Raw genomic sequence first — 23,659 nt, forward strand, 5'->3', positions numbered from 1 at the left:
GTTCAGCCCCTCCTGAGTTATTTCGGGTAGCTGTGAGTGTTCTTGCTACCACAGGCGGTGTGGTGAAGCGCGGCCTGTCAGCTTCGACTGGTGGGGCGTGTGCTATAAGAGCTTATGGGATTTTTGTATGTTTTCGTTTTCGGGGCTGCATTGGCGGTGTCCACTTTGACTGTGGCGCAGGAGCGTACGGCTTCGGGTAACTTGCAGACAGAGGCGAGCTGGAGCGCACTGAAAATCCTGAGCGACAATGCTATGGCGCAGGCCCGTGTCGCCACCACAGCCGCCACCGATGCGCGCACCCGTGCTGATAATGCCATGACACGCGCCAACGAGGCCCACACGCTCGCCGGTCAGGCTCTTACCACCGCCAACGGCGCGCAGGCGACTGCCAACCATGCCGTGAATGGTGTCAACAACATCAGTTATTGCGGACGCCATGGCATGTTGTTTACGGGAACGTCCTGCCGGGCCATCCCCTCGACGCCTGTTCCTGCTAACTGCAACTGGACGGCCCTGCCCCATGGACAGCACCACTTAGTCTGCCCTAGCTCCCAGATTGTGACCGGTCTCGCGTTCGAGGGGGCTACCTGGTCGAATGCGCGCGACAATCACGCGGGGCCTGAGATTTACGCAGCCTTGTGTTGTTCGCTGCAATAGCAGACGGCGGCTACACCGGCTTTCCCGCTTTTTGCTGCAATAATTCCACCGCCTTTTCAAAAGCCTCTCCCAGCACCCAGCCATTCGCATCGGCGATCGCATAGAACTGCTCGATGGTTTCCGGACGGCATTTCAGGTTGAGCTGGGCGGAGCGGCCTGTGCGGCGGCGGCGGGTGGCCTTGGCGGGCACGGGCGCCGGCACTGTCAGGGCAACCGGGTCCTTGGCCTCGCGCCTCTTGAATTGGGCCTTGGCGGCAGCTTCGGCGACCTTGGCCTGGTCAGGACGCGTCACCTGCTTGGGCTGAAAGTCACTGAGGTCGAGAACGGGGGGCTTGGGTACCGGCGGTGTGGCGATGTCCTCATCGTCCTCGAAGCCGAGTTTCTGACGCGTGTTCATTAGGCCGCCCTCCCCTGCTTCGCCTGAACCGCCTTGAGCTTGGCGACCACTTCCGCCGTAAACTCCATGGCGTTCTGGACGGCCTTGTCGATATTGCTGACCTGTTTTGGATCAAGGTTGGCAAGAAGACCGCCGAAATCCAGCAGGTCGCGGTAGGCGGCGCGCTCGACGATCGAACTGGTGAAGACATCGATGCCGGCGGAGTCGAGCTGATCGCGGACGTTCCTGAGGGAGCGGGAGGCGACCGCCGCACTGACACGGGTGAGAAGCACCGCGTGCGGGATCTCGCGCTTGGCCATGCGCGACTGGTTACGGATGAGCCTGATGGTCTTGGAGGCGCCCTTGGCGTCCATCGACGCGCCCTGGGTCGGGATGATGACGAAGTCCGACATGCCGATCGCATTGGCCACCATCAGGCTGGCGGTGCCTTCCAGGTCGATGATCACGAACTGGTGGGTCATGGAGGCGTCTTCCACCACATCGACGATCGAGTCTTCGGTCACGTCACTGATGATGGTGATGTTCTGCGGCTTGCCCGGCAGGGCGCCCCATTGCGAAATCCAGCGCTCGGGGTCGGCATCGACGATGGCGACGCTCGCACCCCGCGCCGCGAGTTCGCCTGCGAGCAGCAGGGCGGATGTGGTCTTGCCGGCGCCACCCTTCGGGTTGGCAAATGAAATCACGGGCATCGTGCATCTCCTATTGTTGACCCCACCCTACTCCGCAAAAGCTAACAGATAGCTACCAGCTAGCCAATGGTAACAGGTAGCTATCCGCTACCATATGGTACCAATTTATCACATTGGTACCAAGTAGCTACCAGATACTAATAGGCTACTATATAGTAGCCATCTGGTAGCGTTTGTGCGACCGCGCGGGAAATCCCTGGCGAAGTGTCCGGAAATGCGGCATTCCGGTTGGCAGGGCGTACCACTCGGGGTAGGGTGACCTTATGACAAAATCCAAACTCAACCTCATGTCCCGCGAGCAGTTCGGCACCCTGACGCTGCACGAGAAGAACGCCTATCTGCAAAAGATGGCGGATGATTTTGCCGATGCCAACCAGCGTGAGCGCATCGAGCTGGACAAGGACGGACTGAGCCGACTGCGGCGCTATTACAGCCGCCGCGTCTGGGCGGACCTGAAGCTCGACGAGGCGGGCGGCGGACCGCTTAACCGCGCGCTGCGCAGTCTGGGGGAGGGCATCCGCAACGCCAGCATCGAGGCGGATGTTACCGGCGCCCTCATGAGCGAGACCAAGCCCAAGCGGGTGCTGCGGTCACCGCCCCAGGACGACGCGCAGCTGATGTTCTTTGTGCCCACTGTCTATGACGCACCGCTCAAGGACGACGTCAACCTGATGGATGTGGCACCCTTCAGCCTCAGCAAACGGGCCACCAAAGGCATCATCAAATACGAGCTGAAAGACTGCCTGATTACCATTGAAGGCGGTGCCGAGAGCGGCCTTGCCACGGTCTTCGACTATGACATCTTTCTCAACATGGTATCCTACCTTGCCGAGGAGGTGCAGCAGTACCGGCGCGAGGAAGCCAAGGGCCTGCGCCCGAATATCCCGCCAAAGACCTACCGGCCCAGTGCCTCCCATATCCTCAAGTTTTGCCGTCGCTCGGACGGCGGGAAATCCTACGAAGATCTGGAAGCGGCTCTCGACCGGCTGGCCAACACCACCATCAAGGTGGTCAACCTGTCCGGCGGCAATCGCCGGCAGGTGGACAGTCGCCCGCTGATCGGCGGTTACAGCGTGGTAAGCCGAACCGGCGCGAACAAGATCGACACCGTCGAAATCACTATTCCCGACTGGGTCTATACCAGTGTGGTACGCAGCGACAAGAAACTGCCGCTGCTGACCCTCCACCAGGACTACTTCCTGATCAGCTCCGGCATTGGCCGGTATATCTACCGCCTTGCCCGCAAGGCGGCAGGCAAAACCGAGGCGCGCTACAGCATCAGCGAACTGCACCGGCGCAGTGGCTCCTCCCAGGAACTGCGCAAGTTTGCCTACGACCTCCGCGAGTTCGTGACGCGCACCCAGGCGTTTCCCATGCCGGAATACGACCTGGCGATGGAGCAGGGCAGGGAAGAGCAGATGCTCTACATGCGCCGGCGCAATGACGACGAACTCAAGGCGCCGGTAGACCTCTTGTCGGACGCCTGATTTTTGTCGGGGGCCGTTTTTCGCCGACGACAATTTTTGTCGGCATCTTGTCCGTACATGACCGACGACAAAAATCCTTGTCCAGCCTTGCCTTTTCCAAAGAATCGGTTTTGTCGCTCCGGGCACCACATCCGTATTTCACCGACAATTTTCCGTACATCGCCGACGACAAACCGTACTTTACCGACGACAAACCGTACATCGCCGACGACAAGCCGTACATCGCCGACATGGCATGTTCGCAAGCCTTTGATAGATTTTACGAAATCGGGGCTTTTTCGTCCTAAAACTTATTAAAACTTATATAAAACATAGAAAACAAGTTAAAACAGGCTCCGCCCATTTTTTTTCAATCTGGATTTTGTTTTTTTGTCTTTGTCGGCGATCCCCGCACAAGTTTTGCCAGATTGAGCAAAACCGGATTTCACAGGTAATCTGAGTGCTGACATCAGAGACAAGAGGAATTGTCTGGAAGCACCTGTCCTAAAGCACCCAAACGCGGCTCAGAATCGTTTTTGACGGGTAATCCAACCCACCCTTGCCTTGCCCCTGAAAATCGCCGCTAACCGCTCTCAGAAGGGCTCGCGACATTGACTATGAACGCTTCAAACTTGCAGGAGCGCATTCAACAACGGTGATCCGGCATTGCGGGGCGCCGCTGTTAGCTTCGCATTTGGCGCGTGCCTCTCTCTCTGCAACGACCTGGCTGGATGCCACACCTTCCCACCAATTGTGATGCACAGACTGCCCGATAGGGCGGCTCACTGCATAACAAACATCGGAATAGGCGGCTTGAACAACACAACCCGAACCAAGGCTGCGGCATGCCGCAAGAGCCCTAGATTTAGCTCCCTCCGCATCGCCCAGCCTCGACCTCAGATAGACTGTACCTTGCGCGTCTGTGGCCGCCGCCAGCCACCACTTCTCTGTTGTTGCAGAAACGCTGTTGGCGGCGGAGGCTCCGGATACAGCGACCTCTGGCTGACGGATTTTCGTCTCAAGCTCCTGGATACTTGCTGTCATCGCGTAGATGACCGATTTCTGATTTTCCACGGTCGCCGAAAGTTCCGCATTGCGGTCTCTGAGCGATTGCATGTCAGTCGCGGTATTGGATACGAGCGGTGGAGAGGGTGTGCTTTTTGCCTGGGCAAGTTGGCGTCGTAACGAAACCACCAAGTTTTCCTGCCGCGTAATTTCTGCTTTCAACGTCGCCAGTGTGCTCTCGTTGACAGCTGAGACAGGCTGACGTTCGGAAAGCTGCATATTGGCGGTGGTCAACCGGGAAATCTGTTCCCGTGCGGCTTGCTGGCTGGCCCGTTCTTGTTGCAACTCCGCCCGCGCGCTCGCCAGACTGCGGTTCAAAGCATCGATCTGCGCTTGCTGGCTCTCGATGAGCGCCATGTTTTCACCAAAGCCGCTGACAGACGCCTTCGCCCAGTCCGAGAAATTACCGATGGATTCACCAATGGACTCACTGACAGCGCTTGTTGTGTTGGCGAAGGAGGTACTGAGCGCATCCGCCTTTGCATCCAGCTCATAATAGTCATAGATGGCCGGCGCCGCGAGTACGACAACGAGAATGCCCGCTCCCGCAAAGGCAATTGTGCGGCCCTTTGGTCGACTTTCCGGCAGTTTCGGAATCAGGCCAGACGTCGAAGCCCACAGGGCCTTGCCCTTTTCCGCGTTCAGAAACGATGCACGGGCACCCGAGATGCCGGTCCTTGCCGACCCCAGAGCCGTGCCGAGCTTGTTGACGGCCTCGCCTGCAAGGGCATCCACCTTCGGGTGGATGACCGTCTCGCTGTCCGTCTCAACCTTGGCCGGCTCCGCTTTGAGCGCCTGCAGGGCCGCAATCCGCTTTTCAACGGGTGGGTGGGTGGAAAACCAGGCCCCGATGCGGCTGCCCCGGAACATCAGGTAGCCATATTGCGCTTCAAGCTTGGTCGGCTGGGTTGGCAAACCATGCAATCGCTGCAGCGCGCTGATCATGGCACCGGGGGAGGCGATCCGCGCACCCACCGCATCAGCCTGATACTCACGGGCGCGGGAGATTCCCTTCACCACCAGCTCCGAGCCACAAAAAACGGTTTGACGAAGGCCAAGGCCCACCGCCCGGCCCAGCATGGCGTCCGAGCGATCGCGTGAAAGCGCACTGACCAGCACCACGGTCGTGGCGGAAATCACGCTGCCCAGCATGCGTTGGAAGCCTTCGGCGAACTGCATGCGGTTCATGTCGTTGTGGTAGACATGGCCCAACTCGTGACCGATGACAGCGTCCAGCTCCTCATCCGTGATGATGTCCATCAGCGGCTGACCCAGCACGATGGTCGAATCCTTGGGCGTCCCGATCGCAAAGGCGTTCATGACGTTGACAATCCCGACCGCCGGGGCGCTGGGCAGGCCCAGCGTCTCGGCGTGGCGCGCCACGCGTTGCGACAGCGGGTGGTCGCTCGGCAGGTAGCGTATGCCAAAAAGCCCGCCCATGGAGGCCTTCTCCCCGGCGACGAACCTTCCGCCAAAGGCAAAACCAAGCAACGACAGCACCAATCCGATCTGGACGGGCAGGGAACTGAACTGCAGCACGTAGTCAAGGAAGTAGCCGGGATTACCGCCGGTTTGGACCAGCCATCCGATCGTGCAGCAGGTCAGGATCACGACAAGGCTCAACAGTAGCGGGGTGGAAAGCCAGGTTCCGCCTTTCCGATAACCCGCCTTGATCTCTTCGGGATCGCTGCCCACCAGTCGGATTATCCTATAGAGCAGAATGACTTGAGCCAGCCAGAGCACCATCATGAGCAGGAGCCCGAATGGTATGTAAAGCTCAAGTATGTAGGAAAGCTGGATCGTGAGCTGTGACGCGTTGAACGGGTGGAGATAGGACAGGATCGAGCCCTGTTGCCAGATCAGGAGGCCCACGGCCCATCGCATCAACGAGACAAGCCCATAGCGGAGCAGGGCCGTCTGCACAGTCAGAGGGTAGAAGAAATCGCTCAAAGAGACCATGGGAGAGCTCGTCGAAAAGGGGCTTCAGCGGGACGGGAGGCCGGCGCGGGATTTGCAGGTCTCGCCGAGGAACCAGGGCACCAGGCGCACCTTCAGGGGACGCGGAAGCTGGCTGATGGACAGGATGCCCGCCCGTGTCTGGTCCGCATTGGTGGCGCTCAGCAGGCTGACCACCTCCGTCGGGGTCAGCAGCGGTCGCTGGGTAAACTGGACATTGGCGTTGATCGAGTGGCCGCGCGTCGTCGACTTGTCGAAGATCTCGGTGCCAGTGGTCGAACCACTGGCTGACACCCCCCCGGAGAGGTGGGCCACGGTGGCGTTGCCAAGGATTGTCTCGGAGACGAGACGTCCGGTAAACGCGTCGTTGGTGCCGAAGAACATTTTGACGGCGGAGTTGAGGAAGGTTTTCCAGGAGGAGGGATAGTGCTCCTCCAGCGTCGACAGGTCTTGCAGGAAGAACCAGAGGCGCACGCCGGCGCCGGCATGGGTGCGAATGGCATCGCGGAATTGCGGGAAAGGCCCGAGCGACAGGAACTCGTCGAGGACGAACAGGACCGGAATGTCCGGCTGGCGCTCGTTTCGCAGCATGGCATCGAGCGCGGAGGCCAGAACCACCTTCAGGAACGACCCGTAGGCATCCATCTTGTCAAAGGGCACGCTGATATAGACCGTCGTCGTTCGATCTTTCAGCGTCTTGAAATCGACCCCGTCGCGGGTTGCCTCGCCAATACCCGGATCATCCCAGACCGACAGTTCCGAGTTGAAGGTGTCCCGGAGCGTGGACAAGGCTTCGCGCCGCTTGCCAAGCATGGTGTTGGCCGGATTGGCGATCGCCGAGATGCCGGTCCGTGCCATATCTTCTGCAATCTGCTCCATGTCGGCGAGCGGACCTGCCGTAATGTCGCGGATCTCCTGCATCGTGCGGCGATGAGGCGGCGCCACCTTGACCACGAACATGATGAGTGCGGTGAGGAAGGCGATGGCATCGTTGCGGAAAAAGTTCTGGGCCTTGGGATCAGGCGGCATCAGCAGGCTGGCCAGCGCGCGGGCGTCCGAGAAGGTTTCGATGACCGAAAGCGGGTTGAACCCGTCCGTCTGCCTGCCGAAGGGCGCGATGCGGTAGACAGGACCAAGGGTGCTGCGCCATCCGGCTGTGTCGCGGTAAAGCTCACCCTTGGGATCAAGCACGATGCAGGAGCCGCGATAGCGCAGCAGGTTCGGCACGATGGTGGTGGTGGACTTGCCGGAGCGGGTAGGGGCCACGGTGATGAGGTGGCCTTCACCATCCCAGTGGATCTGACCCCCTATCCGGTCGTTGAGTTCGGGATCAGGAAAGGTGCCCAGAAGGATCGAGGAGGGGGTGTCAAACGACGAGAGGGGCCGGAGCAATCCCGCCAGATTGACGTCAGACGCCGTCGCCCATTTGGCGGAGCCGTGGATCTCCGGCGGGTTCTCCAAAGCTTCCCGCAGCCGCTCGCGTTCGCGGGCGGCATCCTCTTCCATCTTCTTGCGCGCCCGATGGCTCGCGACCGTTTTGGTGATCTCGGTGCCGATCTTCCAGCCGGTTGCCATGCTGTCCACCGTTTTCTCGATGGACTTGGTACCGAACAGGTCCACCCCTTTCAGGGGGTCGAACCCCTTGAGCCAATCTGCCACTCACAAGCCCCCTTTGCCCTATGCAGCTATCGTATTGGTAGCATTGGACAACCGAAAATCAAGGATTTCAGGTACATCGATATAAGACTTCTAACAGCGCACTTACGCATCGCCGAATGTGTACGCATTGGACGAAGTGGGCGATGCGGTGCTCGGTTTTCTGACCGGTGCGGGGCGCAACCGGAGAAAACCGGCACGTGCGCCAGGGGCAAGCCCCTTGGAACCCCTCCGTGCCGGGTGCGACTTTGTGCAAAGCCAGCGATTAGGGTGCCGCCGTCTGGGTGCGCTACAATCACCCCTCCGGCGCCGCGATGTCAGAAGAGTGTTGCTAACAGTTAGCAACACGTGTCATAAGGAAGAAAGGAGATCGTTACATGGCAAGCAGCGCAAATCTCGGGCCAAAGCTCGAAAACTATGTTTCCGAATTGGTCAGCACCGGGCGGTATAATTCCCGCAGCGAGGTCTTGCGGGAAGGCGTGCGCCTGGTCGAGGAGCGCGAAAAACGGCTTGCCGCGCTCGACGCAGCAATTAGCCGTGGTCTGGCGGACGCCGATGCTGGACGGGTCAAGCCCATCGAGCAAGTGGGCAAGCGGCTCAGCGCAAAATATCAGAACATGGCGGAAGAGCGCGGTCTGTGATCGTCGTCATTACCGCTGAGGCGGAATCCGACCTCGAAGAAATCGGTGACTACATCGCCGCCGATAATCCTCGGCGCGCCGACACGTTCGTGCAGGAGCTGGTGGAACGCTGTCTTCGGCTTACCGAGATGCCTCGTGCGTTCCCGCTGGTGCCGCGCTACGAGCATACGGGTGTTCGACGCCGTCCCTATGGTGACTACCTGATCTTCTACCGCGTCGGCGCTGAGACCATTGATGTGCTGCACATTCTCAACGGCGCGATGAACTATGAAGCGATCCTGTTCCCTGACGACTGAGACGAGGAGGCGTTCGTCGTCTTAGGGTTTCGTCGTCTTCTCAGCTGACCTGTTCTGAACGAGCACGTGCGCCGGGGCTAAGCCCCTAGGTACCTTTCCGAGCGGCCTTGACTGCCTTGTGGCATTGGGGAAAGTGGCGGTGAGGGTAGGGTGATGGCGATCTTTCATCTGCATGTGAAAAACATCAGTCGCGGTGACGGTCGCTCGGCGGTGGCGGCGGCGGCCTATCGGGCAGGGGAGACCCTGCCAAACGACGCCGAGGAACGCGAGAGCGTCTTCGGTGGACGCCGCGACGTGCTCCATGCCGTGATCCTGTGCCCTGCCGGCGCGCCTTCCTGGATGGCGGACAGGGCAACCCTCTGGAATGCCGTCGAGGCGGCTGAGCGGCGTAAGGACGCGCGGCTCGCCAAGGAAATCGAGGCCGCGCTGCCTCGTGAGTTGACGCCTGCCGGCTGGCTGGAATTGGCGCGGAGCTTTGCGGCCCACTACGCGGGGCAGGGGTTTGTGGCGGACTTTGCCATCCATGACGATGGCAGTGCCCACAACCCCCATATGCACTTGCTGCTGACGACGCGGACTGTGGAGGCGCGTGGCTTTGGCGGCAAGATCCGTTCCGCCGACGGGCGCCAGTTTGTCGAAGAGGCCCGCCTGCTGTGGGCCAAACTTGTGAATGCCGCGCTGCAGAGTGCGGGTTTGGGTGTTTCGGTTGACCCGCGCAGCCATGCTGCCGCTGGCCTTGCGCGAGAACCTGGTCAACATCGCGGGCCGGACCCCGCCGAACGACGGGCAAGGAGAAAGAACATGGGACTGTCGCGACTGTTTCCATCGAAGGTAGCGCCGGAGGGGGAGGGGTCAGACCGGTTGCGCGACTGGCCCGCCAGCCAGTTGGCGCGGGGGTATGAGGATGAGGGGCAGCTGCCTGTACCCGGCCCCGACGGTTCCCTGCTCAGCCAGCGTGAGCTGGATGAGGCGCAGGATCGCATGCTGACGGAGGTTGAGCGCCAACCGCGCGAAGATGCCGCCGGCCCTGTCGGGCGGCGGTGGGCCACCGGCGAGAATGCGGGGCAGGGGCAGCCCGAGCCGGAAAGGCCGCTTGTGGCACGACGCTGGGCCAGCGAGGCACCACGTACGGGCGCCGAGGTCTCGCCTGACGCCCTCACGGCACGACGCTGGACGGCGGAACAGCCGCCAGAGCGGACGCATGATATCGAGCGTGAGGACGAGTGGCGCGATCACGAGCGTGACCGCCGCCGCACCTAGGAACGATCGATGGGGTACTTCGAGGGAAGTTTGCGGCTCAGGCCACGGCGCTCTCCCGGTGCCGGGGGAGTTCCCTTGAGCTTGAGGATTCCGAGGCGGTAGGCGAGGTAGCGCAAGTGTCTGCGGATGTAAGAATTGGGGTGGAATAAATGACGCATATTTCAGAATATGCTAATACACGAAGAGAGGTCAAGAAGTGATTGATCCTGAATACGAACAGAAGCTGGAGCGTGAGCTGCGGCACATCCATACTCAGATGCTAAGGCTCGATGCGCGCGATGATCTTGCCATGGCACGGGCCTACCAAAACGCGGAAGCCGCTGAGGAGCGTATGGTAAGCTACCGGAATGAGCATGGCGAAGATGCCCTGTTTACCGCACTTCGTGAAAATCCCGATCAGTTCGGTGCCTATCCTGACGACAAAGCCCAGTTTGACGATGCCTATCAGGCACGCAAGCAGCTTCCGGTCGTGTTTGCAGAGTACAGACGGCTCCGCGACGAAGCCGACATCATCAAGACCCAGCTGAAGCGGATCAGGCGCGAGCGTGACGAACCGGCGCGGGAGGATGAAAACTTGCCGAGGCGTTGAAAGGCATTTTTGTTTCTCTTCAATGTTCTTGCCAGTCAATCCGCGCGAGCAGTATTGAACAATCAATAAGTGCCAAGCACGGTACCCGTGTTCACCAGAGTATGGCTTACACCCATAATCGCTGCACCTGCCGCACCCCCGGTGGCTCCGCCAGTCGCATTTCCTGCACTGCCGGCGGCACCAGCTTGGCCCCACGACCCGCCTGCACCGCCTGTACCGGCGTTTGTGCCGCCTGCGAGGCCGGACGCGGCGGCGCCGTCGGAGCCTTGGCCGCGACCACCGTCGCCGCCGGTAGTTGGACCAGATACGATTTGTTCTCGTGCAATCGAAAACAAATAACCATTGCCGCCGGTTACGTCTGGTCCGCGATAGTATCGATAGCCGCCGATGTCGGCGGAAGTCACCGTCATTGGTACATAAGCGAAAGGATTGTAAGTTTGGCCCCAATACAACCCGGCGGTGCCGTCGAACATGTCTTGCCACTGCCACGTTGGTCCGGGATTGAAAAAGTCGTTCTGGAATAGGAAGCCACTTGCCGGTTCACGGTTGGTAAGCACCGTAGCTGTTCCAGAACCGCCCCTGCCGCCGCCGCCGCCGCCGCCACGAATTGCGCCATTGTTGGTGATGACCGCGCCGGTCTGCTGGACGTTGATCGCCGGGCCACCCGCGCCGCCGTTGGGCACGCCGCCCGCGCCTTGGACTTCGCCGCCGATGATGATTTCAAGGTCGCCACCACGTCCGGTCCCGGTCAGAAGTGCAGCGATTGCCGGGTTTGTGGAACCTATCGTGACGCCGCTGTTGATGACCACGCGCTTGGTACGGGCGCTGTCGGCCCAGTCTGGTGCGCTGAACAGCGACTGGATGTTGACGTTGTTGGCGCTGGCGGCGATGACGGCCACCACTTCGGCGGGGGTGACGTTGACGGTAAACTCGCGCTCGACATAGTTGCCGGAGCTGTCGGTGGCGCGCAGCGTGAAGGTGTAGCTGCCGACCGTGGTGGGGTTGCCCGAGACCGCACCGGTGCCGCTATTGAGGCTGAGGCCCGGCGGCAGCGTGCCGGACTGGCTGTAGGTGAGCGGCTGGATGCTGTCGTCGGTGACGGTTGGTACAATACCAAAGGTATCGCCTTCCATCACGTTGTAGGTAAAGCTGGTGGGGGCGTTCCAGACCGGTGTGGAGAGGTCGGACGGGCAGGGCCAGCCCATGGCGACCCAGTCGGTGCTGTCGCAGAACTGGAGCTCGTTATGGGTGGTGTTGTACTGCATGGTGCCGGCGGGTTGGCCACCGCAGCCGGAGCCGCCGGGCTTGCGTTTGGCGGCGCAGGCTGTGTCCACCCAGCTGGAGCCGTTACAGAACTGCACCACGCCGAGGCTGGCGGCATAGATAACCTGTCCGGCCTGACCCGTGGGGTTGGTGCAACCGGTTTGCGGCGCGGCGGGCATCACCGCGCCGGTGTTCACCCAGCCGGTACCGTTGCAGTATTGCAGAGTGTTGGTGTTTGTATTGTAGATCACCGCGCCGGCGGGTTCTGCGGGGTCGGTACAGGCGGCTTGTACGGCCATCGGCAGCGCCAGCAGCAAAACCAGAGCGAAGACGGAACGCATGGTCTCCACTCTGCCCCGAAGCGGCGATCGTGTCATGGCATGTGCCTGACTTTGCGTCAGTTGCGTGGTGGGGCAAAGTCTGGCCAGCTCACAACCAGTGCCTGATAGCTCGTGTTGTCCGGCTGGAGCCGCACCTCCCATTCAAGGCGGAACCCGTCTTTTCGCAGTTCCGTAAGTGTCGCCTTGGCGATTTCGGTCTTGGTAAGATCCAGCGGCTTGGACGGGGCGATGGCCACACGGCTGAAGCCTTGCGCCGCCGCCTCGGAAATTGCCTTTTTCACAAGTTCAACGGTGAGCAGCTTTTCGGCTTCGCGCTCCCGCGCCTGCCGTGTCATTTCCTGCACGCGTTCGAGGATGGATCGCTTGCTCATGCCGCGCTCTCCTTTCTGGCGGCGGGTGCGAACCGGCGCCCGAGATAGGTGTCCGTGACATCGAGGCGGCCATGACCCAGCTCGTGCGAGATCTCCAGGCGCGCCGCGCGGTCGCGCGCAGCTTGCGCCGGGGTCATCGCGTCCACGGTGGGGCCACCTGCCGCTGGGCATGACCAGCCGGTGAGCACCTTGTAGCGCCACTGGGCATAGGCATGCCGGTAACCATGGGCATTGCTGATGCCCGCCCTGATGAGCTGGTTTTCGTAGGACTTGAGCGCCTGGTGGTAATTGCGACCGGTCCCGATGAGGGAGCCGTCGCCTACCACGGCGCGCACCTCGTCAAGGAGCGCGCGCTGTTTCTCGTGGGTGATCGGGATCTCGCGGTAGCGACCGCCCTTGCACCAGCTGGCCTTCAGGGCGATGCGGTCGCCCCGGTCGGCGATGACCGGGCGCAGTTTAAGGGCCTCTTCGCGCCGGAGGCCAAAGGCGGCTTCCAGCTTGAGTGCGAGCTGCACGCGGGCGTCCTGCACGCGCTCAAGTGCCGCGCCCTCAAGGCGCTTGGCCTTGTTGCCGGAAAACCGGCCCCGCTCCGCGAGTCCAAAGCTGTCATTGGTTTTCGGCAGGAGGCCGGGCTTGCCCACCTGATAGGCCCACCAGCGCAACCAGGTCAGGCGGTTGCGGATGGTCTGGTCGGAAAGCCCGCCCGTCTTCCAATGGGCGACCAGTGCGGTGACGTGCTTGCCCTTTATGCTTGACGCACCGGGCAGGCGATAGCCCATGTTCTTCAAATCGTTGGCCATGGCCATCAAGCCCCGCTGCCTCAGCGCACGGGTACCAAAACTTCCCTCACCCGAGCGGGTGCAGAGGGTTTTCAGGCTGAAGCTCAAATCGTCCATGGTCGTGTCATTCGGTAAGTTTTCATGACCTGCATGAGTGCCGCGTGCGGCAGCACATGCGCTTGCCAGGGGCAAGCAAAAGGCCGGATACTCCCTGTTGTTATCTCCGTTTCTACGGTCTTGTAGTCTCCTTGCGGTTACGCCCGATCGCGGGCCGTTGTGTCATGCGGTTCTGCATCGTGCGTTCCTTTCCTTGGGTGTCTCGGTGGACTCCCCCGTGGCGTGCCCGTAGGGCCGTACAAGTGGGCGGGGGTTTGCTGTGGTGCGCCGTCAGGCGCGTCGGTTGAATAGGCATGTCAGGTTCTCCTTTCCGGTGTAAAGGGGCGGCTTTGGCCCATGGGTTGTTGCAAAGATGGCTCGGTGTCAGCGCTGGCAAGGTTCGAGCAAACCTCGCCAGTCCCTTATGCCGCCGTCCTTTATCCGTTCCTGACGCGTGGCTTCCGTCCTGCCCCCATGGTTTTGCGTCATCTCTGGCCCACCCTGTCACTACCTGTCTGTCTCAGGTAGTGACAGGGCTCCCCTGGACGCCCTGGTGTCGCCGGCACCACACCTGCCAGCGAACGGGCGGGACACCCTCCCGAACCCTCCCTGTGGCCTGCCACGGTGTCAGGCCAACGGGAGCTAGGCACTCCCGCACCCAGCCTCGTGCTAGCTTAGGGTCTCCGTTCCGGGTGCTCCGAGTGACGAGCGCTCCGCACCCTTCTCTGTGACCTCCCAGCCTGCACGCCATGGGCGGACGGGGCTCATCGCCCCGCCTTTCCTGTGGACCTGTGCTGTTCCTGACATTGCGCAGACCATGGGCACCGGCAGGAGGGGAGGGACCCTTCCTTGCCGTGGCACCCAGCGTGGCCCGGCGGCTTGCCTTCCCTTGACCCGTCGGGGAGGGGGTCGCTGTTACCGTTGCGGCATGGAGGTTCCCGTTGGCCGTTCACACCCGTTCTGACCGGAAAGTTCGGGGGTCTAGCCCCTTGGGAGCGCCCAGCAAGGCATCCAACCGTATCCCCGAGGGAGCCCTCGGTCGGACCCTCCATTGCAGGGCGCGCCCGGCGGGGCCGCACGCCACCCGACCGGTTGCGAAGGGCGTAACCGGATAACCAACGGGAGATCCCCATATGAAAAACCGCAACAGCAACAGCCGCCCCACCCATAACGTCTATGTGGTCGAAGGGGAGGGTGATAACGCCTTCTGGACCAAGGTCGGCGCCGCATGGCAGCATGCAGACGGTGAAGGTCTCAACCTCACCCTGACTGCCTTGCCGCTCAATGGCCGCCTGGTCGTGCGCCCGCCGAAGGCGAACGAGGAACAATCCCAGGGAAAGGCGGGGCGATGAGCCCCGCCCGCCCACGGGTACAGGACGGGCACCTCGTCTTCGAGGTCCCCGCCCTGCCAAACGGCATCCTCCAGGGGGATTGCCTCGACATCATGCCCACACTCCCCGCTGCCAGCGTCGACCTGGTGCTCACCGACCCGCCATACATCTGTGGCTATCGCGATCGGGCGGGCCGGACGGTGGCCAATGACAACCGCGCCGACTGGGTGGCGCCGGCCTTCCATGAGGTGGCCCGATTGATGAAGCCCGGCAGTCTCTGCATCAGCTTTTACGGCTGGACGGCGACCGATACGTTTTTCGGGGCATGGCGGGCCGCTGGGTTGCGCCCGGTTGCGCATCTGGTCTTTTGCAAGACCCATGCATCCCGTAGCGGTCTGTTCCGGGGCATGCACGAGAACGCCTTTGTCCTCGCCAAGGGCCATCCGTCGATGCCGGCTGAGGCCCTGTCGGATGTGCGCGGCTGGACCTATACCGGCAACAAGCTGCACCCCACTCAAAAGCCCGTCGAAGAGCTGGTGCCCCTCATCCGGACCTATTGCCCGGCGGGCGGGGTGGTGTTTGACCCCTTCGCCGGGTCGGGTTCAACCTTGGTGGCCGCCAAGAGCGTCGGGTGCCGCTATCTCGGTATCGAGCTGGACGCCACACATGCCGCCACGGCGGAAAAGCGCCTGTGCTGACACATGGGCCGCAAGGCCCATCTATTGAGGGCATTGCGCCGCGAACGCGCTCCCCCATAGCGCCGTAGTGAGCAAGCGAGGCCCATAGGGCTTGCCGAGACGCTGATTTGCAGCGCTTGCGCGAGGCATCATCGTTGATGCTTCGCTCAAAAAGCAAAATGGCACTTTTTGTTTGCTACTCAGGGTCGGTTTGCGCCACCCCACACCAGACTTTTGCGGTCGGGACGACGACCGCGCGCGCCTGCAGCGTGACCGTATAACGCTCCCACAGCCGCCAGACTATCTGGTCTGCAATATGCTGCCGGGCCTTATCGCGTGCTGTGGCATCGAGCCCGGCCCATTCGCGGGCGATGCCGTCCGGGATGCCCTGCATGACCGTGGCGATGTGGTGGGCGATACGACTGCGGATGACAGGGGTGCCATCACGGCAGAACATCAAGCTCACCATCAGCGCGGCTGCGACCTGGTCTGCTATCTGCGTGATAGCCTGAGGCTCGCGGCGACGGCTCGGGCCGCGTCCCGCAAAGGCGCGGATTGTGGTCTTGCGCAGGCAGCTCAGCGCAATGCTGACGCGGAGGTCAAGGGCCTTGCGGGGATCTTCGAGCATGGGAAAGTCTGCCTTTTTCTGGCGGTGAGCGCGGAATATGTTCCTATTATGTTCTTATGCGGGGCAAGGTCAATATGCACATTCGCCACAGTCGCCTCCGGGAACGCGCGCCGCCCGCTTGCTAAGGGGAAGCTGCGAGGGCACGCTTCCGCCATGTTCCGACTACCCGCCGATCTGAAAGCCAAGGGCGAAGAGGCTGAAGCCTCCTTTCGGGCGTGGCTTAACCAGTCTGGGGTGGCGTTTCTCTATGTCGAGCAGTCACCGCTGAACGTGCCGGACCGTCTGCGGGGCCGTATCAAGCGGCCTGACTACCTAGTCGGCATCCCCCATGCCGGCATGATGGCCTTCGATGTCAAGGCCAAGTCCGCCTATGACGACCATCTGCTGTTCGAGGTCACCGAGGTGGACAAGCTCGCCTGTTTCGAGGCGTTCTTCCACATGACCGTCAATTTCGCCTGCCTGGATCTGGACCGTACGGACCACTTCTACTGGGTACCCTTGCGGGCGCTGATCGGGCGTCCGGTGGAGCGGCGCGGCAAGGCGCGGGTTTTTGCCTTTCCGACTGCCGAGGCTTTGTCAGTGGATCTCCGCGATGGCTTCCTCGAAGCATATGGGCGCTTCAGCCTGCGATCTCTGGCTTTTTGACAGGGATGCTTGCGATCTACAGCCCTTAAGCCAACCGGCAAAAACCTGACCTTGACGTGCAAGCTGTTATTAACAACTCCGTTGTCCAGCTCGGAAAACAAGATTGACCGAGATCCCATGGATATCGGTTCTTCCATTGCATCAAGTTGCAACTGCGGCGCGGCTTTATGTGCCCATCCAACCTGTGGTCCCATCTCGAAAAGGTGACCTGCCACCTGACGGTGAAGGTTGAATGCCAATACGTCGTTCCTTATCAATGGAACCCGATAATCAAAGGTCGCGGAGATCTTGATCCTCGGACCCATAGGTCTCTCTCCAAATCTTCACGGGTGCTCGAATGGCGATAGCGAATATCCAGTTGGTTGCTCGTAGTTTGATTGTGACGTCACTGCTGCTGTTGTTCGGTCTGTCTCAGGCGAGAGCAGAGCTGCGCTATTCCAGTGCTGAAACCGATACCGGGATCACTTTCGTGGTGGTCTCGGGTGAGTTCGACTTCGCAGATGATCTTTCTCGCTTCGCTGCAAAGGTCGATAGCGTTGATGCGATTGCGGTAACGTTTGATTCCCCCGGCGGAAACGTCACGAAGGCCATGGAGTTGGGGCGCATCATCCGCGCTCTTGGCCTTGCGACCATACAGCCTAGGGACAGCGAGTGTTCATCCGCGTGCGCGCTTGCTTTTCTGGGTGGCACCATGAGGTTTGCTCAACCTGGTTCGATTGGGGTCCACCGATCGTCATTCGCAGGAGCCGGCTCTTTAGATGTGGACGATGCCGTCGCGGGCATTCAGCAGATGACTGCGATGGTGATGGCGTACATTGCGGAAATGGGTGCGGATCCCGCTCTTCTTGGTGTTGCTCTGCAATATGACAGCAGTGACATGCGCTATTTGTCGGCAAGTGAAATGACGCAGTACAGGATAACGAAAGAAAACTTTGATCTTTCCGATTTGCCGGTACGGCAAGCCGCGCGTCCATCATTGAGCTCGACGCCGAAACCTTTGGACGTCGATCTCAGCATACCTGAAGCCCGCTCAGGCATTGTGCGACATCCGAGAGGATCAGTGGAGCTGAAGGCTGCACCGGACGACAAGGCTGTTGCTCTCCGGCAGCTGCGAAATGGCACCCGGGTAACTCTGTCAGGCTCCACAAATCGTTGGTTCGTCGCAGATGTTCAGGGCAGCCGGGGTTATCTGCATGAGACCTGGATCAAAGTGAACGAATATGAGGGTCCCTCAGGATCGGAGCGCTTCATCCAAATCAAGAGCGTGCGTACGCTAGATGAAGGCGTTGCACTGGCCTCATCGTCCGCTACTCCTTTGGACATTCATCTGGCCTCAAACGGCTGGTTTGCCGTCACCCTACGCGGCACTTATGCCCTCGACAGAGCGTCGGACCGTCTGAAGGCGGATAAGGCTTCAGGATCTGTCCCCGCAGATTCCTTCATCACTCTTGGCAACACCTACGTGCGCCGACTTTGCTGCAATTGATAGCAGACGCCTATAGCTTCTCTCCCGATCTCAGGGCGCTTGTTTCCCAGAAAAGCCACTCTGGCCTGTGCTCAGAGGTTTGGTGACTGGTCGACCGTCGTTTGCGAATCGTTCCGGCATGTTCGTCCCTCCCGTAAGAGCCGGTGTCCCACGAGCCGTCCTTATTCCTGGCTGACCTGGCAGTGGCGCTGTCTGGCGCAACGCCTGTCGGGCGGTTTCTTCCCCTGCGGCTGACACCGCATTCCTCGCGAACGCTGCGCTCCAACAAACAGCCCGCCCGGCATCCTTCGCGTCGCTGCGGTCCTGACGGATGCGCCAGCCTGCTTGCCCCCGCCGCTTCGGTCGCCATCGGACGGCTGCGATGGGCGCAGCCCTCCCCAAGAGGAGAGAAAACCATGAAAACCGAACGCTTCGACGTCTACACCGAGGTCACCAACACCATCATCGCCGCCATCGAAGCCGGCGCGGGAAGCTGGCAAATGCCCTGGCACCGCCACGGCGAAGGCTTGAATCGCCCCGTCAATATCGACACCACCAAAGCCTATCGCGGCATCAACGTCCTCAGCCTCTGGGCCTCCGCACAGGCACGCGGCTTTGCCACCGGCACCTGGGGCACCTACCGCCAATGGCAGACCAAGGGCTGTCAGGTCCGGAAGGGCGAGAAGGCAAGCCTGGTCGTCTTCTACAAGGAATTGAACGTCGAAGAGACCAACGACAACGGCGAGACCCAGTCCGGCAAACGCCTCATGGCTCGCGCAAGCTATGTATTCAATGCCGACCAGGTCGACGGCTATGACGCTCCCGCAATACCAGAGCCCAAAGATGCCGTGCAGGTCATCGAAGCCGCCGATCGCTTTATCTCCGCAACCGGCGCCACTGTTTGCCACGGCGGCACACGTGCCTTCTACCGTCCGTCGGACGACATCATCCAGATGCCCGAGCGCGAGCGCTTCCTCGGCACCGAGACCAGTAGCGCGACCGAGAGCTACTACGCCACCTTGCTGCATGAGCTCATCCACTACAGTGGCGCACCCAACCGGTGTGACCGCCAGTTCGGCAAGCGCTTCGGCGATGAAGCCTATGCGGTTGAAGAGCTTGTGGCCGAGCTGGGAGCAGCCTTCCTCTGTGCCGATCTTGGCGTGGCACTTACACCCCGGCCCGACCATGCGGCCTATGTCGGCAGCTGGCTCAAGGTCCTCAAGGCTGACAAGAAAGCCATCTTCACGGCTGCCAGCGCCGCTGCTAGGGCAACCGATTTCCTCGCCGGGCTGCAGTCGCAAGACCCTGAGGCCGCTTAGGCGGCCTCAGGGTCTTGCGTTGAAACGGTTGAGGTATGCCCTGAGCGAATCAAACGGAACGCCAGTTTGGCTGTCAGCCGAAGATCCTGAGAATAGGCTTGCAAGTGTTACGTCCCTCACCAAAACGTTATGATCCATCGGCCAATTCATCTTTATGTTGCAGATGCGCTACAGACATACTCCACCCTGTCGTGCAGTATGCGCGCCGATGTTGCATTTTTTCGAGGTATGAAGGGTCTGCTCACCATGAGATTGTTGACAATCACCGCCACAGTTCTTGCCAGCACGTCAGTGTTCGCGGCGGATGCCGTTTTTGTGGCTCCCAGCGCTCCTGTTGCTCTCGCAGCAGAGAGCCCCCTGATGTGGAGCGGGGCCTATCTCGGTATTCATGGCGGCGCTGGCTGGCTTGACGGTGACTTTGCCGTGGGGAACCTGACGGATACAGACGACTTTGACGGGGGCCGGTTCGGGGTTTTCGGCGGTTATCAACACCAGATGGACAACAATATTGTTGTTGGTATTGAAGGCGATCTTTCCTATGACTGGAACGAGAACCGTTATGCTGCACTCGGAATCAACGGGGATGTTGGCACGGACTGGAACGGGTCCGTCAGGGGTCGGCTGGGATATGCATTTGACAAGGCTCTTGTCTATGCGACCGGTGGCTGGGCTATCACCCGTGGAACGCTTGACGTTGCTGGCGTAAAATTTGACGAAACCTTCAACGGGTACACGATTGGTGGCGGTGTGGATTACGCCGTTACAGACAAGATTTTCGGGCGCGTTGAATATCGGTTTAATGACTTCTCGGAAGAAAGCATCAATATTAATGGCACGAACGTCAGCGCTGATCTTAAGCAGCACACCGTCAGCGTAGGCCTGGGTGTGAAGTTCTGAACAGAGGTTCAAGCCACGCCCGTGAACACGCTTCAAGGCACGCTGCGCTCGTTGGCCTTGACCCGCGTTCCCGGTCGTGGCGGGGGCTTGGGAACAGCAAGGCCCCGCAGTGGCCTTGCTGCCCATTTATGACGCGGTGCCCGTCGCCAGCCGGTGCGGGGCGACGTGTCGAACTGGCTGACGTTAGTGGGGTCGGGGGCGCGTTCCGCCGGTCAAACGGAACGCCCGGTCCGGGGGCAGTCGGTCCCGCCTCTCCCTGCGGGTCGCTATGCTGAGGCTCCTGCGGCTACCACTTTGACCGGTTCCGGACGTGTCGAGAATTCCCGCTTTCCCGCCCTGCGGTCGGCGCTATGCTGAAAGCTCCGGTGTTCTTCAATGCCTGCCCCGGATCTCGCACGGGTGCGGCTTTGATCCGGAAAGGGGAAAAGCTAAGGGGCGTTGCCCCTCGCGCGGTCAAGGGGGTGGTCTCCCGAGGCTCCGCGCTTGCGGCTTGTGTGCCCGACGCCTGAAACCCTTGCCGTTGCTACCCTCAGACTTCGCCGGTCAGGCAGGGTTGCAGGGAAGACCCTGCGCGTTGTCGAGACGTTTTATTGAAAAAATATTGGTTTTTGCCATAAAATGGAAGGAAAGGAGCAAGATACTTGGCCCGCGCGAAGACATTTTCTCTCGGGGGTACCTATGACGGCATCCTCTCCGACCTGGTGAAAAGCGGTCGCTTCGGCACGGAAACCGAGGTGGTGCACGCCGGAATCCGCATGTTGGCGGATTACGAAATGAACATGCGCGCGCTGCGCCAGGACATCAGCGCCGCTGATGCGGAGATTGCGGCGGGTCGTGGCAAAGAGTACGCTTCCGGTGCAGACATCCGGCATGACGTCATGAACGAAAGATAAGAAAGCGTCAGTTTTCCCTTGCAGGAACTGGTGGGATACCCCATAAAAATCGGCAACAGGCTCACAGCGTGCTGTGGGTACAAGGGCCGCCTAAGAGAAGTCTTAGCGGCCTTTGCTTTTTTATGGTATCTGTCGGTTCATGAAGAAGACGATCGTTTATGTAGACGGTTTCAACCTCTATAATATCGTTGTAAGCCCCCGCGCGTCCCTGCTCAGCATACGGCGAGGGCATGTTTTTTTGTTTCTGCGCTCGGCAATAGCGTCACCTTTTGGTAACTGCTCAATGGTGCCCAACAGACGATTGCGCCGAAATAAATTGCCACTCTGCGGAAAATATGCGCTAATTGGGTATAAATAGGATAAATACCCAAAATGCTGCTCGAATTCAGGTTCTGTAATTTTCGCTCCTTCCGGGACGAAGCCGTGTTCAGCATGGCCGCGAGCCCCGATACGACGCTTGAGGCTTCACACACCCGTGCCACTGGCCTCGACAAGGTAAAGCGTATCCTGAATGGCGCGGCCATCTATGGTGCCAATGCCAGCGGGAAGTCGAATGTCATCCGTGCACTGCACTTCATGCAGCTAATGGTGACAACGTCGAACCAGATCCAGCCGGACCAGGAGAGTACCCTGAGTCCGTTCCGGATGCGTCCGGACTTTGCCGATCATCCGACCAAGCTCGAAGCGACCTTTCTGATTAATCGGGTCCGTTATCAGTACGGGTTCGAGATTACCCGTCGCAGGGTTTTGAGCGAATGGCTACTGGTCTATGAAAAGACCAAGCCGCAGGTCTGGTTTTCCCGGACCTACAATCCCAAAAAGGAAAAGTACGACTATACCTATAGCGATTACTTTGTCGGACAAAAGAAAGTCTGGGAAACCGCGACCCGCAAGGAGGTGCTGTTTCTGACCACAGCCGTCCAGCTCAACAATGAGCAACTGCGCCCGCTCTATCAGCGCATCGCTGATGATCTTGTGGTCTTTACCGATGGGCCAAGTATCGGTTTTGGTTTTTCCGCACGCTACATGCAAAGCGCTGCCAACCGTGATCGGGTGCAGTCCCTGATTGCCGCTGCAGATACCGGAATATCAAGCATTTCGCTTGAAACACGCGCCGGCAAGCATTTTCAGGTGAACTTCATGTCCGGCAATCCTGAGGTTCAGGATACGGAGGTTGACGTTCCCCAATTCGGTCACGTCGCCGAAGGGGAAATCTACAAGTTTGATTTTGCAGAGGAGTCGGCTGGGACCCAGATCCTGTTCGAGCTGGCGGGACCCATCCTCGATATTTTGCAGAAAGGCCGCACGCTTGTTGTTGATGAACTGGATCGCAGTCTTCATCCCCTGCTTGTCTTGAAGATCGTCCAGATGTTTAATGACCCTGAGTTGAATCAGAATGGGGCACAGTTGATTTTCTCAACCCATGACGTGTCGTTGCTTGATGGCGGTAAGCTTAGGCGCGACCAAGTCTGGTTTACCGAGAAAGACAATGACCAGGTCTCGCACCTGTTCCCCCTTCTGGACTTCTCCCCACGCAAGGGCGAGGCCCTTGAGAAGGGATACTTGAGCGGGCGCTACGGTGGCATCCCGATACTGGGGTAAGGGAAGAGCAGTACTTGGCCAAACATCACCGCTTCGAGCGATCCGAAAGTCGCCTGACCAGACGTAAGGGGCGGAAGCGTCCCTATGATCGGATGCTGATCGTATGCGAAGGTGCCAAGACCGAGGTCAATTATTTCGAGGCCATACGCCGGGATAGGCGCCTTCCGAACACCGATATCGCGGTCGTTCCGTCAAACTACGGAACGTCTCCACTGCAGATCGTCGAGTATGCGATTGACCGGTTCAATCAAACCAAGGGGTTTGAGCGGATCTATGTGGTGTTCGACCGTGATGACCACCTGACCTATCATAACGCGCTCGCCAAGGCCCAGGCGACCGATAAGGCGTTAAAGAACGATGCCGGCAGCAAGGTTGCGTTCAAAGCTATCCCCTCGGTGCCCAATTTCGAGCTTTGGCTGCTCTTGCACTTTCGGGATGTCATGGCTCCGATCCACCGTAACGAGGTTTATGCCGAGCTTCGAAAGCCAGTGTCCTATCCCGCTTATGTGAAGAACAGCAGGACTGTGTTTCAGGATACAAAGGACCTGATACCGGTGGCAACCGCCCGCGCGGAAGCCATCCGTGCGCTGTTCACGCCGCATAGCGGGACTGATCCCTATACCGATGTGGATCTTTTGACGGGTGAGCTGTTGAAGATTGACAGGTCGTACTAAGAACGA

The 23,659-nt window shown here is 60.1% G+C and carries 24 protein-coding genes; 16 read left to right on the forward strand and 8 right to left on the reverse strand.

Features of this window, described 5'->3' with window-relative positions:
• Positions 1-114 precede the first annotated feature (114 nt).
• Positions 115-657 carry a hypothetical protein gene (locus FE840_RS20665; RefSeq protein WP_171033822.1) on the forward strand — a complete coding sequence of 181 codons (543 nt, stop codon included), beginning with the start codon at positions 115-117 and terminating at the stop codon, positions 655-657.
• A gap of 10 nt (positions 658-667) precedes the next feature.
• Here the strand turns inward: FE840_RS20665 and FE840_RS20670 are convergent, their stop codons facing one another.
• Both FE840_RS20670 and FE840_RS20675 read right to left on the reverse strand, forming a co-directional pair.
• On the reverse strand, positions 668-1,054 hold the full coding sequence (locus FE840_RS20670; protein ID WP_138289601.1) for a stability/partitioning determinant: 387 nt from the start codon (positions 1,052-1,054) through the stop codon (positions 668-670).
• The gene (locus FE840_RS20675) at positions 1,054-1,743 is read right to left on the reverse strand and encodes a ParA family protein (protein ID WP_171033821.1); all 690 of its coding nucleotides are present in this window, start codon (positions 1,741-1,743) and stop codon (positions 1,054-1,056) included. The genes FE840_RS20670 and FE840_RS20675 overlap by 1 nt, the downstream gene beginning before the upstream one ends.
• Before the next feature lie 263 nt (positions 1,744-2,006).
• On the opposite strand from FE840_RS20675, the gene FE840_RS20680 reads away from it, so the two are divergent.
• Positions 2,007-3,230 carry a replication initiator protein A gene (locus tag FE840_RS20680; RefSeq protein WP_171033820.1) on the forward strand — a complete coding sequence of 408 codons (1,224 nt, stop codon included), beginning with the start codon at positions 2,007-2,009 and terminating at the stop codon, positions 3,228-3,230.
• 77 nt (positions 3,231-3,307) lie between these two features.
• On the forward strand, positions 3,308-3,517 hold the full coding sequence (locus FE840_RS20685; protein WP_138289597.1) for a hypothetical protein: 210 nt from the start codon (positions 3,308-3,310) through the stop codon (positions 3,515-3,517).
• A gap of 307 nt (positions 3,518-3,824) precedes the next feature.
• On the opposite strand, the gene FE840_RS20690 is transcribed toward FE840_RS20685, so the two are convergent.
• The gene (locus tag FE840_RS20690) at positions 3,825-6,233 is read right to left on the reverse strand and encodes a M48 family metalloprotease (RefSeq protein ID WP_138289595.1); all 2,409 of its coding nucleotides are present in this window, start codon (positions 6,231-6,233) and stop codon (positions 3,825-3,827) included.
• A 24-nt stretch (positions 6,234-6,257) separates the two neighbouring features.
• A complete protein-coding gene (locus FE840_RS20695) occupies positions 6,258-7,889 on the reverse strand; it encodes a type IV secretory system conjugative DNA transfer family protein (RefSeq protein WP_138289593.1) in 1,632 nt (543 codons plus the stop codon).
• Between the two features lie 374 nt (positions 7,890-8,263).
• On the opposite strand from FE840_RS20695, the gene FE840_RS20700 reads away from it, so the two are divergent.
• The 4 genes from FE840_RS20700 to FE840_RS20715 all read left to right on the forward strand — a co-directional run bounded on the left by FE840_RS20700 (position 8,264) and on the right by FE840_RS20715 (position 10,672).
• Complete coding sequence (locus tag FE840_RS20700) at positions 8,264-8,527, forward strand: type II toxin-antitoxin system ParD family antitoxin (protein ID WP_138289591.1); 264 nt, start codon at positions 8,264-8,266, stop codon at positions 8,525-8,527.
• Positions 8,524-8,823 carry a type II toxin-antitoxin system RelE/ParE family toxin gene (locus tag FE840_RS20705; protein WP_138289589.1) on the forward strand — a complete coding sequence of 100 codons (300 nt, stop codon included), beginning with the start codon at positions 8,524-8,526 and terminating at the stop codon, positions 8,821-8,823. Before FE840_RS20700 ends, FE840_RS20705 begins: the two co-directional genes overlap by 4 nt.
• 153 nt (positions 8,824-8,976) lie before the next feature.
• Complete coding sequence (gene mobQ, locus FE840_RS20710; protein ID WP_138289587.1) at positions 8,977-10,083, forward strand: MobQ family relaxase; 1,107 nt, start codon at positions 8,977-8,979, stop codon at positions 10,081-10,083.
• 196 nt (positions 10,084-10,279) lie between these two features.
• Positions 10,280-10,672: a hypothetical protein gene (locus FE840_RS20715; protein ID WP_138289585.1), complete on the forward strand. Its 393-nt coding sequence runs from the start codon at positions 10,280-10,282 to the stop codon at positions 10,670-10,672.
• 62 nt (positions 10,673-10,734) lie between these two features.
• On the opposite strand, the gene FE840_RS20720 is transcribed toward FE840_RS20715, so the two are convergent.
• From FE840_RS20720 to FE840_RS20730, 3 genes are read right to left on the reverse strand one after another with little or no spacing between them, the layout of a single operon-like run.
• Positions 10,735-12,276, reverse strand: a complete 1,542-nt coding sequence (locus FE840_RS20720; RefSeq protein WP_171033819.1) for an Ig domain-containing protein — start codon at positions 12,274-12,276, stop codon at positions 10,735-10,737.
• A gap of 56 nt (positions 12,277-12,332) precedes the next feature.
• Positions 12,333-12,647, reverse strand: coding sequence for a hypothetical protein (locus tag FE840_RS20725; RefSeq protein ID WP_138289581.1), 315 nt, complete (start codon positions 12,645-12,647; stop codon positions 12,333-12,335).
• Entirely contained in the window at positions 12,644-13,543 is a 900-nt protein-coding gene (locus FE840_RS20730) for a phage integrase N-terminal domain-containing protein (RefSeq protein ID WP_138289579.1), read from the reverse strand. The genes FE840_RS20725 and FE840_RS20730 overlap by 4 nt, the downstream gene beginning before the upstream one ends.
• Before the next feature lie 1,112 nt (positions 13,544-14,655).
• Between FE840_RS20730 and FE840_RS20735 the strand changes: the two genes are divergently transcribed.
• Together FE840_RS20735 and FE840_RS20740 are read left to right on the forward strand one after the other, a co-directional pair.
• Positions 14,656-14,874, forward strand: a complete 219-nt coding sequence (locus tag FE840_RS20735; RefSeq protein WP_138289577.1) for a hypothetical protein — start codon at positions 14,656-14,658, stop codon at positions 14,872-14,874.
• Complete coding sequence (locus tag FE840_RS20740) at positions 14,871-15,551, forward strand: DNA methyltransferase (protein WP_138289575.1); 681 nt, start codon at positions 14,871-14,873, stop codon at positions 15,549-15,551. Before FE840_RS20735 ends, FE840_RS20740 begins: the two co-directional genes overlap by 4 nt.
• Positions 15,552-15,726: 175 nt before the next feature.
• Here FE840_RS20740 and FE840_RS20745 read toward each other — a convergent pair whose 3' ends face one another.
• On the reverse strand, positions 15,727-16,158 hold the full coding sequence (locus tag FE840_RS20745; protein WP_138289573.1) for a hypothetical protein: 432 nt from the start codon (positions 16,156-16,158) through the stop codon (positions 15,727-15,729).
• A 153-nt stretch (positions 16,159-16,311) separates the two neighbouring features.
• Between FE840_RS20745 and FE840_RS20750 the strand changes: the two genes are divergently transcribed.
• The 7 genes from FE840_RS20750 (at position 16,312) to FE840_RS20780 (ending at position 23,653) form a co-directional block, all read left to right on the forward strand.
• Positions 16,312-16,803, forward strand: a complete 492-nt coding sequence (locus FE840_RS20750; protein ID WP_138289571.1) for a hypothetical protein — start codon at positions 16,312-16,314, stop codon at positions 16,801-16,803.
• 337 nt (positions 16,804-17,140) lie between these two features.
• A complete protein-coding gene (locus FE840_RS20755) occupies positions 17,141-18,289 on the forward strand; it encodes a hypothetical protein (RefSeq protein ID WP_246318978.1) in 1,149 nt (382 codons plus the stop codon).
• Between the two features lie 395 nt (positions 18,290-18,684).
• A complete protein-coding gene (locus tag FE840_RS20760; RefSeq protein WP_138289569.1) occupies positions 18,685-19,587 on the forward strand; it encodes an ArdC family protein in 903 nt (300 codons plus the stop codon).
• Between the two features lie 246 nt (positions 19,588-19,833).
• A complete protein-coding gene (locus tag FE840_RS20765) occupies positions 19,834-20,484 on the forward strand; it encodes an outer membrane protein (protein WP_138289610.1) in 651 nt (216 codons plus the stop codon).
• Positions 20,485-21,125: 641 nt separating this feature from the next.
• The gene (locus FE840_RS20770) at positions 21,126-21,377 is read left to right on the forward strand and encodes a ribbon-helix-helix domain-containing protein (protein ID WP_138289567.1); all 252 of its coding nucleotides are present in this window, start codon (positions 21,126-21,128) and stop codon (positions 21,375-21,377) included.
• 432 nt (positions 21,378-21,809) lie between these two features.
• Positions 21,810-22,979, forward strand: a complete 1,170-nt coding sequence (locus FE840_RS20775) for an AAA family ATPase (RefSeq protein WP_246318980.1) — start codon at positions 21,810-21,812, stop codon at positions 22,977-22,979.
• 14 nt (positions 22,980-22,993) lie between these two features.
• Complete coding sequence (locus FE840_RS20780; protein WP_138289563.1) at positions 22,994-23,653, forward strand: RloB family protein; 660 nt, start codon at positions 22,994-22,996, stop codon at positions 23,651-23,653.
• The last annotated feature ends 6 nt before the right edge of the window (positions 23,654-23,659 follow it).

The sequence above is a fragment of the Peteryoungia desertarenae genome (genome assembly GCF_005860795.2).
Lineage (GTDB): Bacteria > Pseudomonadota > Alphaproteobacteria > Rhizobiales > Rhizobiaceae > Allorhizobium > Allorhizobium desertarenae.

Coding starts and splice junctions, on each gene's coding strand:
- FE840_RS20665 (WP_171033822.1), top strand. CDS start 115: ATGGGATTTTTGTATGTTTTCGTTTTCGGGGCTGCATTGGCGGTGTCC.
- FE840_RS20670 (WP_138289601.1), bottom strand. CDS start 1,054: ATGAACACGCGTCAGAAACTCGGCTTCGAGGACGATGAGGACATCGCC.
- FE840_RS20675 (WP_171033821.1), bottom strand. CDS start 1,743: ATGCCCGTGATTTCATTTGCCAACCCGAAGGGTGGCGCCGGCAAGACC.
- FE840_RS20680 (WP_171033820.1), top strand. CDS start 2,007: ATGACAAAATCCAAACTCAACCTCATGTCCCGCGAGCAGTTCGGCACC.
- FE840_RS20690 (WP_138289595.1), bottom strand. CDS start 6,233: ATGGTCTCTTTGAGCGATTTCTTCTACCCTCTGACTGTGCAGACGGCC.
- FE840_RS20700 (WP_138289591.1), top strand. CDS start 8,264: ATGGCAAGCAGCGCAAATCTCGGGCCAAAGCTCGAAAACTATGTTTCC.
- mobQ (WP_138289587.1), top strand. CDS start 8,977: ATGGCGATCTTTCATCTGCATGTGAAAAACATCAGTCGCGGTGACGGT.
- FE840_RS20720 (WP_171033819.1), bottom strand. CDS start 12,276: ATGCGTTCCGTCTTCGCTCTGGTTTTGCTGCTGGCGCTGCCGATGGCC.
- FE840_RS20725 (WP_138289581.1), bottom strand. CDS start 12,647: ATGAGCAAGCGATCCATCCTCGAACGCGTGCAGGAAATGACACGGCAG.
- FE840_RS20730 (WP_138289579.1), bottom strand. CDS start 13,543: ATGGACGATTTGAGCTTCAGCCTGAAAACCCTCTGCACCCGCTCGGGT.
- FE840_RS20735 (WP_138289577.1), top strand. CDS start 14,656: ATGAAAAACCGCAACAGCAACAGCCGCCCCACCCATAACGTCTATGTG.
- FE840_RS20740 (WP_138289575.1), top strand. CDS start 14,871: ATGAGCCCCGCCCGCCCACGGGTACAGGACGGGCACCTCGTCTTCGAG.
- FE840_RS20745 (WP_138289573.1), bottom strand. CDS start 16,158: ATGCTCGAAGATCCCCGCAAGGCCCTTGACCTCCGCGTCAGCATTGCG.
- FE840_RS20750 (WP_138289571.1), top strand. CDS start 16,312: ATGTTCCGACTACCCGCCGATCTGAAAGCCAAGGGCGAAGAGGCTGAA.
- FE840_RS20755 (WP_246318978.1), top strand. CDS start 17,141: ATGGCGATAGCGAATATCCAGTTGGTTGCTCGTAGTTTGATTGTGACG.
- FE840_RS20760 (WP_138289569.1), top strand. CDS start 18,685: ATGAAAACCGAACGCTTCGACGTCTACACCGAGGTCACCAACACCATC.
- FE840_RS20765 (WP_138289610.1), top strand. CDS start 19,834: ATGAGATTGTTGACAATCACCGCCACAGTTCTTGCCAGCACGTCAGTG.
- FE840_RS20775 (WP_246318980.1), top strand. CDS start 21,810: ATGGCCGCGAGCCCCGATACGACGCTTGAGGCTTCACACACCCGTGCC.